Annotated in this window: 4 protein-coding genes; all 4 read left to right on the forward strand. The window is 42.4% G+C overall.

The window, feature by feature from the left end:
* Positions 1–5282 (forward strand): SdrD B-like domain-containing protein (locus HH219_RS18740; protein WP_211842192.1); only part of this gene is annotated, 5282 nt, incomplete at its 5' end.
* A complete protein-coding gene (locus HH219_RS18745; protein WP_169328320.1) occupies positions 5275–9372 on the forward strand; it encodes an OmpA family protein in 4098 nt (1365 codons plus the stop codon). The genes HH219_RS18740 and HH219_RS18745, both read left to right, overlap by 8 nt.
* Before the next feature lie 481 nt (positions 9373–9853).
* A complete protein-coding gene (gene rnr, locus HH219_RS18750) occupies positions 9854–12346 on the forward strand; it encodes a ribonuclease R (RefSeq protein WP_064436040.1) in 2493 nt (830 codons plus the stop codon).
* Complete coding sequence (gene rlmB / locus HH219_RS18755) at positions 12343–13089, forward strand: 23S rRNA (guanosine(2251)-2'-O)-methyltransferase RlmB (protein WP_169328321.1); 747 nt, start codon at positions 12343–12345, stop codon at positions 13087–13089. The genes rnr and rlmB overlap by 4 nt, the downstream gene beginning before the upstream one ends.
* The last annotated feature ends 106 nt before the right edge of the window (positions 13090–13195 follow it).

Consider the following 13195-nt stretch of genomic DNA (forward strand, 5'->3'; position numbering starts at 1 on the left):
CCTCAGATACTAATGGTTACACCGTAACGCAAACGCAACCTGCGCTTTATAAAGACGGTGTTGAGCGTAACAATGCAGGTGTAATTGCAGGCTCCGATCTAACGGATAAAGTGACTGTTGTGCTTTCTACAAGCAATCAGCTTGTTGACTTCACAGAGCAAAACCCAGATACAGCAACTATTGCAGGGCGTGTGTATTTCGATGAAAACCAAGACGGTACACTTGCCGGTAACGATAAGTTACTTACTGGCGTAGCGATTACCTTAATAGGTAAAGACATTTTCGGGACTGACATTAACTTTACCGCACAAACGAATGCGCAAGGTGAATACACGTTCGCTGATTTATTTGCCTCAGATACTAATGGTTACACCGTAACGCAAACGCAACCTGCGCTTTATAAAGACGGTGTTGAGCGTAACAATGCAGGTGTAATTGCAGGCTCCGATCTAACGGATAAAGTGACTGTTGTGCTTTCTACAAGCAATCAGCTTGTTGACTTCACAGAGCAAAACCCAGATACAGCAACTATTGCAGGGCGTGTGTATTTCGATGAAAACCAAGACGGTACACTTGCCGGTAACGATAAGTTACTTACTGGCGTAGCGATTACCTTAATAGGTAAAGACATTTTCGGGACTGACATTAACTTTACCGCACAAACAAATGCGCAAGGTGAATACACGTTCGCTGATTTATTTGCCTCAGATACTAATGGTTACACCGTAACGCAAACGCAACCTGCGCTTTATAAAGACGGTGTAGAGCGTAATAGCTCGGGTGTTATTGTAGGCTCTGATTTAACAGATACGGTTATTGTTAATTTGACTACAAGCAACCAGCTTGTTGAATTCACAGAGAAAAATCCAGATACAGCGACTATTTCAGGGCGTGTGTATTTCGATGCAAACCAAGATGGCACCATTACAGATAACGACAAGTTATTAGCGAATGTCGATATTACCTTAATAGGTAAAGACATCTTCGGAACTGACATTAATCTGACAACGCAAACGAATGCGCAAGGTGAATACACGTTCGCTGATTTATTTGCCTCAGATGCCAATGGATACACCGTGGCGCAAACACAACCCGCGCTTTATAAAGACGGTGTTGAGCGTAACAGCTCAGGTGTGATTGCAGGCTCTGATCTAACAGATACGGTTACCGTTGTGCTGACGACAAGCAACCAACTTGTTGACTTCACAGAGCAAAATCCAGATACAGCAACTATTTCAGGGCGTGTGTATTTTGATGAAAATCAAGACGGCACCATTACAGATAACGACAAGTTACTAGCCAATGTAGACATTACCTTAACAGGTCAAGACATCTTCGGGAGTGACATTAACCTGACAACGCAAACGAATGTGCAAGGTGAATACACGTTTGCTGATTTATTTGCTTCCGATGCTAATGGGTACAACGTGACGCAAACACAACCTGCACTTTATAAAGACGGTGTTGAGCGTAATAGCTCAGGTGTTATTGCAGGCTCAGACACCAGCGATACTGTAACGGTGCAATTAATTGCTAACGAAAATCAGTTAATTGATTTTACCGAAATGGCAAAAGATGATGCGCGCATAGCTGGTTTTGTATTTAGCGATGAAAATATGGATGGGCTACGTCAATCGAACGAGCAAGGCATTTCAGACACTGTTATTACTCTTGCTGGGCAAAACATTTATGGTAATGCTATTAATGCAACAGTATTAACAAATGCGCAAGGCGAGTTTGCTTTTGTTGGATTATCAGCGAGTGACGTACGAGGTTATGTGGTTAAGCAAGTTCAGCCAGAAAACTGGTTAGACGGTTTAGAATCACTTGCAGGCCGTGTTGTGAATTCGCAAAGTATTAACGATGAATTTACTGTGACTCTAAGTGCGTCTGAGCAGTTAATTGCGCTTGGATTTGCAGAATTAGCATCAGCAAGCTTATCGGGCTATGTTTTTGTTGATACGGATAAAAATAACATCAGAACAGCCCAAGATTTAGCGATTGAGGGTGTTGAGTTAACGGTTTCGGGGCGTGATTATAATAACAACCCAGTAATCAAGTCAGTGACTACCGATAGCTTAGGTTTGTATGCATTTAAAAACTTAGCGCCAAGTAATGAGCAAGGTTATCAGATCCAACAAACACAGCCGAAGAACTATATTGATAGCTTTGAAAGTATTGGCCAAGATGTTATCGGAAGAAGTGATCAGAGCGACATAATTACTGCTATCAGCGTTAAGCCGTCACAAGAAAACAAAGAGTATAACTTTGCAGAAAACTACGGTTTATCAGTTAAAGGTCGTGTGTTTATTGATCATGATGATGACGGTTTTTACCCTGTTTTAGCCGATAGTTCAACTCAACAAAGTATTGCTTTAGCAAACGTTGAGATCACGCTATCGGGTAAAGATTATCGTCAAAACGATATTCTGCAAACGGTCATGACCAATGAACTTGGGTATTATGAATTCCCTGAATTGTCTCCAAGTAATGAGCAAGGTTACACACTTGAGCAACAACAACCTAAAGACTACCTCGATGGGTTAGAGGCAGCACAAGGTGAAGTAATTGCGGACTCTAGAGGGTCAAACATAATCGTTGTAGGTCAACTACAAGGAACGGGTGAAGTCGGCTACTTTGACTTTGCTGAATTACCAGCTTCTTCGTTGGCAGGTAATGTATGGGTTGATGCGAATGAAAGTGGCACTTTAGATGAGCAAGAAACACTGCGTATTCGTGATGTAACCGTCACGCTAACAGGTGTCGCACTTGATGGTGAAAATGTCACTCGCGTGACGAAAACCAATGAGCAAGGTCAATACACCTTTGATTCATTAAAGGCAGGAACTTATGCAATTACGCAAACACAACCAAGCGCTTGGCTAGATGGTAAAGAGCAGTTAGGTTCTCTATCAGGTGTAATTGCAAATGACAACTTTAGTGAAATCCAACTTGAACTTGGACAACAAGGTAACGATTATAACTTTGCTGAGACAGGCAGCTATTTATCAGGAACTGTTTACGTTGACTTAAATGATAATGCAACGCAAGAAGACAACGAAATTGGTATTGAACAAGTGCAAATGCACATCGAAGGTATTGATTTAGATGGGCAAGCAGTAGTAAGAATGGCAACTACTGATACCTATGGTCGTTATCAATTTAAGCACCTTCCATTATCAGATGTTACAGGTTTCACTATTACGCAAACGCAACCAGAACAAACCCAAGATGGTAAAGATTCAGCGGGTTCATTAGGGGGGGTTGTTGCGCAGCAAATTGGTGCTGATGAAATTAAAAACATCAATATCAATGAGCATATCACCCTCGCGACAGAGTATAACTTTGGTGAGCAATTAACCAACCCTGCATCTATCAGTGGTTCTGTATGGCAAGATAACAACCATAACCGAGCTGATGATGATAATAACGGTAAATCAGGATGGTTAGTTGAACTCTTAGCAGATCCGCAAACAGGCGAAGCTAATCCGCTTGAGGCTGAACCATTAATTGTGGTTCGCTCGAATGAGCAAGGTGATTATACTTTCGCAGGTTTACCTGTAGGGGTATATGAAGTGCGCTTTAGACACCCTCAAGGTGGCGTGATCTACGGTATACCGGTATCAAATGATGCTGACACATCAACTGATAAAGGCACCATTTTGAATATTATTCTCAGTGCCGGAGAGCAAGTGGTTGAGCAATCTCTGCCAGTTGATCCGTCAGGTATTGTTTATGATTCACGTTCAAGAGAGCCAATCAAAAACGCCAAGGTTAGCATTACAGGGCCTGCTGGGTTTGAACCTGATTTACACCTAGTTGGTGGTCTTGATAATGTTGAGCAAACAACAGCAGATGATGGTTTTTATCAATTCTTATTATTTGCAAATGCGCCGGTTGGAGAGTATCAACTCGCGGTAACAGCACCGGTTGGTTTCTTGCAGGGCGAGTCAAAATTGATCCCCGCATGTACAGCGCGCTTAGAAGTTAGTGCTCAATCGTTACCAGTATTGGTTCATCAAACCAATAAAGCGCCAGTGGCTTCTTCTGCAATTCATGATGCGGCAAGTTGTCCTACCCAATCTAGCAATGTGGCACAAAGTAATGCGTCTACACAGTACTACACGCGTTTTTATATCAATCCACAATTACCATCAGCAAACGTGGTGAATAACCACATACCAGTAGATGGTTACGGTGATGATTTAGTGCAAGTGACTAAAACAGTCCTTAAACAAGATGTGGTTGTTGGTGAAATGGTGCCGTATGAGATTGTTATTTTTAACCGCTCAGACAAAGTATTACAGCCGGTTAGCTTTATTGATCAGCTTCCAGCGGGTCTAAAGTATGTCATTGGTAGTGCACGTATTGATGGTATTAGCATTGAACCTCGCGTGTTCGGTAGACAGTTGATTTGGCCAGTTCGTGAATTATTGCCTCAACAAACAGTAAGCATTCAGTTACTCACTGTTGTAGGAGCAGGCGTTAGCGAAGGCAAATACATAAACCAAGCATGGGTTGAATACACAGGCTCTGGCGATCAGGACAATCCAGATGACGGTGGCACGCCAGGTGGCGGCGGTAAACCAGGTGATGAAATTCCTAAAGGAAAGCGCGTTTCAAATATTGCGATTGCAAGTATCCGCGTTATTCCAGACACCATCATGGATTGTAGTGACTTAACTGGCCAGGTGTTTGATGATCACAACCGCAATGGCATACAAGAGCAAGGTGAAACTGGTTTACCAGGCGTGAAGCTAGCCACAGCCCAAGGTTTGTGGATCACCACAGATCAGCATGGCCGCTATCATCTAGCGTGTGCAGATGTACCGCATCAAGCGCGTGGAAGTAACTTTATCATCAAGGTTGATGTGCGCAGTTTACCATCAGGGTATCGAATCACATCTGAAAACCCACGTGTAGTTCGTTTAACACGAGGAAAAAATGTAACAGCTGACTTTGCAGCGAGCATCCATCGTGTTGCACGTGTACAGCTAAGTCAAAGTGCGTTTGATGAGCAGGGATTAATTGCCACGCATAGACAGCAATTGGAGCAATTACTAACTGTTATTGTGGAACAGCCAATTACAGTCAGGGTGGCTTATCAATTGGCCGAAAATGAAAATATACGTCAAGCAAAGCAACGTATTGCTGAACTTAATCAATGGTTTATTGCTCAGTGGAACAATGCAAATACTGAGCATGAGCTTACCCTAGAGGCGGAAGTTGTCGAATATGTTTTACCGCAAGAAGTTGTTACAGAGGGGCGTAAAAATGACTAAGTCACATAAATTTACGCCAATATCATTAACACTCGTTACGTTATTTGGTTTATCACCTGTAGCAAAAGCGGCTGGGATCACAAACGGCCTGAGCAATGATCAAGTACGCGAAAATAGCTACCACAGTAATACTGAAGAAGTGATAGTACAGAGGCACTTTGTACTTCACGCTTTGCCTGAAATAAAGCCGACTACAACACAGCTTAGTGAAGTAAAGCAAACTCCTGCAAGTGCTGAATTCGTTAAGGATTCAGCAATCCGCTTTGTTTCTGGTAAGCACTTTTTAACGGGCTCAACCAAGCAAGAAATGGATCGAATTATTGATTTTTTGCAGGGTAAAAAACAGCTGAAAATCCATTTTATAGGCCATGCGGATAGCCAAAGGTTAAGTCCTAACGCAAAACGTATTTATAAAACTAACCAAGGTTTATCAGAGCATCGCGCCAATATTGTGGCCGAATATTTTCGTCAGCAGCTAGGTATATTGCCCTCAGCTACGACAATGGAAGGGCGCTCAAATCACGATCCCGTTGCTAGCAACGACACTCTTGAAGGTATGGCGCGTAACCGCCGAGTTGAAGTAATTGCAGTGTATGTAGAAGAAAAAACCTCAGTAAAAACGATTGTCAATGCAGGCCCAGATCGACGATTAATTTGTGATGGTGATTTTCGTCAACAAGCTGCAATGGCTATCACACTAGATGGTAAACCTTTTGCTAGCAGTGACAGTGCCAATAATGCCGATGCTCAGCGTTGTGCCGATGTGGCGTTAGAAAAAATGCAACTTAAGTTAAAATATAATCCATTGGATGCATTACCAAAGCTCAGTGTGGCGCACGCCATTACTGAATCTGGTGATACGCTAATGCTGCATTTAAAAGGCTACAGTAACTACATAAACTTTTTTGAATATGCCGAAGTACACATCATGTCACCGAATGGCACAGACATACTTAAAAAAGTACCATTGGGCGAAAACCTAGAAGGTAAATGGCGCTTACCAGGCAATATGTTAGGTATGAGCCTAAATTACCGCTTAAGGGTATATGATAAAAGTGGCCGCTTTGACGAAACCTCTTTCAGTAGCGCGGACTTTAGACCGAAATTTGCCGTAGCAAATGAAAAAGTCAATGGCTACTTAATGGCAAACTATGGTAAATCGCAACTCGCTAAACAAAATATTAAAGTTGATGGTGGTACCTTAACCTTATTTGGTGAAGAGGTGCCAGATCGTCACAGCGTTTATTTCTTAGGGCGTGTTGTTGCTATTACCCGAGAACGTAAATTTGTACATCAACAAATTGTGCGCACTGGCTATCATAAAGCAGAAGTTGCGGTATTGAATGAAGAAGGCAATGGCGCATTAATTCAACGTGATTTAGCACTACCAAAGAGTGACTGGTTCTATGTTGCGATGGCCGATCTCACCGTGGGTCAAAATAGTCATAATGGCCCTGTAGAGCTATTAAGTGACGCCCATAATAAAGACAATAACTTATTTGCCGAAGGGCGTTTAGCCGCTTACATAACAGGTAAATGGGAAGATGAATACAAAGTAACAGCGCGTATTGACACCCGCGAAGCGCCGTTAAACGAGTTATTTTCTAATCTCCATGAAAAAGATCCAAAAAGCTTATTCCGTCGCTTAGAAGAGCAAAAATATGTAGCTGAGTATGGTGATGATTCAACGGTTATTGATGATGCACCGAGTAACGGTAAAGTGTATTTAAAAATAGCGAAAGATCACTCACAAGTTATGTGGGGTAACTTTAATACACAAGTCAGTGATACTGAACTCAGCCGTGTTGAGCGCGGATTATATGGTTTGCAAACCCAATACCGCAGTAATGATGTCACCTCTTTTGGTGAACATAACAGCAAAGCCGAAATCTACATAGCAGAAGCTGAAACACTCCCAGCATATGAAACACATAGAGCAACTGGCGGGTCGCTTTATTATTTACAACATCAAGATATAGTGCTTGGCTCTGATCAAGTTGCCATAGAGATCCGCGATAAAATATCAGGGTTAGTGTTGATCCGTCGTAATTTAACACCAGGTCAAGACTACGACATGGATGCATTGCAAGGGCGCATCTTACTGACGCGACCACTCTCATCATTTGCAGCAGATGATTTACTTGTTCGTGCAGCAAGTTTTGACGATAACCCAGCGTATCTAGTTACAAGCTATGAGTACACACCAGGCTTTTCAGAGTTAGATAATTTGACTTATGGTGGGCGAGTAAGCAAGTGGTTGACTGATCAAGTTCAACTTGGGATCACAGCCAATAAGCAACAACTTGACGAGTATGACGACACACTCATCGGCTTAGATGCGACCTATCGTCACAGCGCCAGCAGCTACGTTAAAGTTGAAGTTGCTCAAACAGATGGCATTGCAAGTCAGCTTAATTCGTTTAACGGTGGGTTTAGTTTTGATGAAATACGCTCAGGACAAGGACCTGTTAAAGCAAACGGAATACGCTTAGAAGCGGCAACCAGCTTTAAAGAATTTGGTTTAGAAAGCGACGGGCAAGCGCAATTTTATTGGCAACGTTTAGAGCAAGGTTTTGCGGGGCTTGGCCAAGTGAATGCGGATGAAGCAAACACCGCTGGTATAATGATGCAATGGCAAGCGACAGAAACTACAGCAGTTAAAGTGAAAGCCGATGACAATAAAGTAAGTAATCGCTACAAGCGTCAAGCTGCAGAAATAAACGTCACTGAAACAATCGATAAACATTGGCAAGCCAGTGCGGGGATCAGACAAGATGAGCGTCGAAACCTTACTCAGGTGCAAAATCAATCGCAAAATACCGCGTCAAGTAAAGCCCAAAATGATGAAGGTAAGCGAACAGATACCGTTGTTCAGTTATCATATCAATCAGATGCAAACTGGTCAGCTTACGGCTTTGTACAAGGCACACTTGCCAATGACGCTACTCGCTTACGAAATAATCGCATTGGTTTGGGTACAGAAGTTCAAATTACCGAAAGTGTTAGCCTAAATGGTGAAGTTTCAGAAGGTAATTTAGGGTTTGCAGGCACAGCAGGTATTGATTATGCCTACAGTGATAAAGGTAATGTGTATCTTAATTACCGCCTAGATCCTGATGGTAGCGATTTGTTTAATAATGCTGAGCAAAAGCAGTGGGTAAGCGGGGCAAGGCATCGTTTTAATGACTCAACCAGCGTTTATGCCGAGCAACAATGGCAGCATGACGATAGGCAGCAAGGTCTTACACATGCCTATGGTGTCGATCACAGCATAAATTCACGTTGGCAGGTACAGTTAGGCCTTGAAAACGGCAATATTGACATGTTTGAAAATGGTCGATTAGAAAGATCGGGAGTTAACCTCGGATTAGGCTATCAGTTTGAAAATATTCGTTGGGCAGGCGCATTAGAATATCGCACAGACGAAACTGAGCAGGAAAAACGCACTAATTGGTTAATGCGTAATAATTTCAGCGTTAAATTAAATGAAGACTGGCGCGGACAATTACGTGTTGACACCGCGATCAGTGATAGCGATCAAGAAGCGCAAAGTGGCGCATTTAATAGCGATTTTACCGAAGCACAGCTTGGTTTCGCATATCGCCCTATTGATGCCAGCCCTTGGTCAGGCCTAGCAAGCTTAACCTATCTTGAAGATTTAGCCCCAGCGCAGCAGCTTAGTGGCATTGGTCGAGATAACACTCCACAGCAGCGTAGCACCGTGTGGGCGGTTGATGTAAATTATCAATTTTCACCACGATGGCGGTTTGGAACTAAGCTTGCGCAGCGTACAGGCGAAATACGCTTAGTGCGAGATGAAGGCCCTTGGTTTGATTCAACAGCAACCTTAAGTGTACTGCGCGCTGATTATCATTTACAGCATAATTGGGACGCAACACTAGAATGGCGCATGCTCAAAGTCAGCGAATCGCAAGATAGACGAAGTGGGGCGCTCGGCGCTATTCATCGTCATATTGGTGAGAATATGAAGATAGGTATAGGCTATAACTTCACTAATTTCTCAGATGATTTGACCGACTTAGATTATGATTCAAAAGGTTGGTTTATCAATATGGTTGGTAAGTTTTAGCCTATACCCAAACTACCTCAAGATGCAGAATTCAGCGTTTCACAGGGACTTAATATCAAGGCGTTACTTTGCAACAATGGCAAGAAGTAACAACGCAAAGAGTAAGTGCCTGTGAAGCGTCTATGGGGTTGGTTTAAAAGCGATTTATACTGCGTTACTTTTATAAGGGATTGATTTTAACAATAGACTCACTATTACTTGCAATCAATGCCTTGCCTAAATCGCTTTTAATTCCAACTGGAACTCACATCTTGAGGAGGTTTGGGTGTATCCCCCCCCCAAACAAGGTCACTTTGTTTGGGTTTTTTTATAACGCTAAAAAACCTTCTTCGCGCCGTTATATTTAATTGTTAATATAATTCAATTAATTAGAGGGAGCGTTTAATCAATTTCTCGTAACATAAAACTTTAATGCTGCTGCACTGTCTCATTGCGCTATTTTGGGTTAAAATAACGTCATAACCAATTAACAAGATAGTGAATGTCAAACCAAGATCCTAATCTCAGTCGAGAACAAGAAAAGTACGAAAACCCTGTCCCAAGTCGTGAGTTTATACTTACTCACATAAAAGACCGTGCCAAGCCAGCTAATTTCCATCAATTATGTGAAGAGTTAGCGGTAAACGATGATGAGCGTCAAATTGCTTTCAAGCGCCGTTTACGTGCTATGGAACGTGATGGCCAACTCTTCTTTAACAAATTTAAATGCTACGCCTTAATTGACGAAGCAGGGCTTGTAAAAGGAAAAGTCATAGGTCACCGTGATGGGTTTGGCTTTTTAGAAGTCGAAGGCGAAAGTAAAGACTGGTTTATTGCCAAGCATCAAATGAATATGGTGCTCCATGGTGACATTGTGCTGGCTAAAGGCACTAAGCGAGGCTCAGGTGGTAAATGCGATGCGCGTATTATTCGCGTACTACCTAATGAACGAGCACCTATTGTCGGTCGCTATTTTGTAGAGCATGGCGTTGCTGTTGTGGTGGCCGAAGATCCACGCATTACGCAAGATATCATTATTTTACCAGGCAGTGATAACGGCGCGCGTCATAATCAAATGGTGCAAGTGCAAATTACACAAAACCCTAATCGTAATATGAATGCGGTAGGCAAAATTATTGATGTATTGGGTGAGCATTTAGCGCCAGGTATGGAAATAGAAGTTGCACTGCGTAACCACGATATTCCTCATGTATGGCCTGATGAGGTTGAAAAGCAAGTTGAGCATTTAGGTGAGTTTGTTGAAGAAGCTGACAAACAAAATCGTGTTGATTTACGTGATTTACCATTAGTAACGATTGATGGTGAAGATGCCCGTGATTTTGATGATGCCGTTTATTGTGAACCAGAGCAATCAGGTGGTTGGCGCCTATGGGTTGCTATTGCGGATGTATCACACTACGTAGGAATGAACACACCGCTCAATAAAGAAGCGATAGAGCGGGGTAATTCAGTGTATTTCCCTGAACAAGTAATCCCTATGTTGCCTAAAGTGCTGTCAAACGGCTTATGTTCACTGAACCCTAAAGTTGACCGTTTATGTATGGTCGCAGAAATGATGGTATCGGCGGCTGGTAAACTATCAGGCTACCGTTTTTATGAAGCAGTGATGAACTCGCACGCTCGTTTAACGTACACAAAAGTAAATAATATTTTGCTCGGTGACGAGAAACTGCGTACAGAATATGCGTCAGTTGTGCCACATTTGACTGATTTACAGCAAATGTATATGGCGCTAAAAGCAGCACGACAAGATCGTGGTGCTATTGAGTTTGAAACGCTTGAAACGCGTTTTGTATTTAACGCTCAACGCAAAATTGAATCAATCGTGCCTGTTGTACGTAACGATGCGCATAAGTTGATTGAAGAATGTATGATTTTAGCCAATGTATCAGCTGCTAAAATGCTTGAAAAACACGAAGCCAGTGCGCTTTACCGTGTTCATGCTGAACCTGATGGTGAAAAATTAAGTAACTTTAGGCAGTTTTTATCTGAGCTGGGTATTGAATCAACGCTTAGTGATGAACCTACACCAAAAGAAATTACCCATGTATTAGCAAAGCTTGGTGATCGCCCTGACGCGGAACTCATTCAGACAATGCTGTTACGCTCAATGAAGCAAGCCGTATATCAGGCTGAAAACATTGGTCACTTTGGTTTGTCATTAGATGAATATGCGCATTTCACTTCGCCAATCCGTCGTTACCCAGATTTAGTTGTACATCGTGCTATTAAAGGTATTTTAAAAGCACAAGGGATGGTTACTTCTGGCGCTTATGCCTATAGTGAGGAAGAAGTTGCGCAATTGGGTGAGCAATGCTCAACTACCGAACGCCGTGCTGACGATGCAACCCGTGAAGTAGCTGATTGGCTTAAATGTGAATACATGCAAGATCATGTTGGCGATGAATTTGAAGGGGTTATCTCCTCGGTTACTAATTTTGGCTTATTCATTCGTTTAGCTGATTTACAAATTGATGGCCTTATTCATGTCACCAACTTAGGTGATGAATATTTTCAACATGATGCTTCTAAGCACTGCTTAATAGGTGAGCACACTCATAAAGTGTTTCGTCTAGGTGATAAAGTGACGGTTCAAGTGGCATCTGTCAGCTTAGATGAGCGCCGAATTAACTTAACGCTCAGTGGCGATGTTGCACAGGATAGATACGCCCGTCGTCGTAGTGAGCCTAAAGGGCATCAACCTGCAAGTGTTCGTTCGCAATTAAAGCGCGGTAAAATACCAGCTAAAAAAGAAACCGAGCAAGTTAGCCCTGAGCAAAAAAATCGCACTGACCAAGGTAAACCAAAGCCAAAAAAAAGCAGTGCGAGTAGAGGAAAAAAGAAACCGACTACAAAGTCAGGTGCGGTAGCTGCTACAACCGCTAAAAAACCGAAGAAAAGGGCTGTGAAAAAGCCAAAAAGACCCGGCAAAAACGCCCGTAAAAGTACGAGTTCAGGAGCAAGTAATACGTGAGTAATGAATTAATTTTTGGCTTTCATTCTGTTGAAGCAATTTTTGAAAGTGAGCCTGAGCGTTTTATTGAAATATATGCTCTTAAAGGTCGTGATGATAAACGCTTATCTCCAATTATTGAAGAAGCGCGTAAATTTGGTATCTCAGTACAATTCATGCAACGTAAAGCACTTGATAACAAATCAAAGGGTGAGCAGCACCAAGGTATTATTGCAAACGTTATAGCCGCACCTACTTTTAATGAAAAAGATCTTGATGAGATCATTGCGCGTGAAGAAACTCCTTTTTTACTGGTGCTAGATGGCATCACTGATCCGCATAATTTAGGTGCGTGTATACGCAGTGCTGACGCGGCGGGTGTTCACGCGATTATTGTACCAAAAGATAAATCAGCAAAACTAAATGGCACCGCCCGTAAAGTTGCCTGCGGCGCAGCAGAAACAGTACCGCTTATTCAAGTAACCAATCTTGCGCGTACTTTACGTGAGATTAAAGATGCGGGTGTGTGGGTCGTTGGCACGGCTGGCGAAACAGACACTCATGTATTTGATGCTAACTTAACAGGCCCAATGGCGATTGTTATGGGGGCAGAAGGTGAAGGTATGCGTCGTTTAACCCGCGAACACTGTGATGTACTCGTTAAAATCCCAATGGCCGGCACCGTTTCAAGCTTAAATGTTTCTGTAGCAACAGGCATTTGTTTGTTTGAAGTACTACGCCAGAGAAATGCAACACAAGCTTAAAAAGCTTTAAGCTGATGTTAATCATAGCATCAGCTTTCCTTTATTAACTCCAAAGCACTTATAACGTAAAGCTTACCACTTAAAGCTAAAAAACCTGCTTGCTTAA

The sequence above is a fragment of the Pseudoalteromonas sp. NEC-BIFX-2020_015 genome, assembly GCF_012952265.1.
Lineage (GTDB): Bacteria > Pseudomonadota > Gammaproteobacteria > Enterobacterales > Alteromonadaceae > Pseudoalteromonas > Pseudoalteromonas neustonica.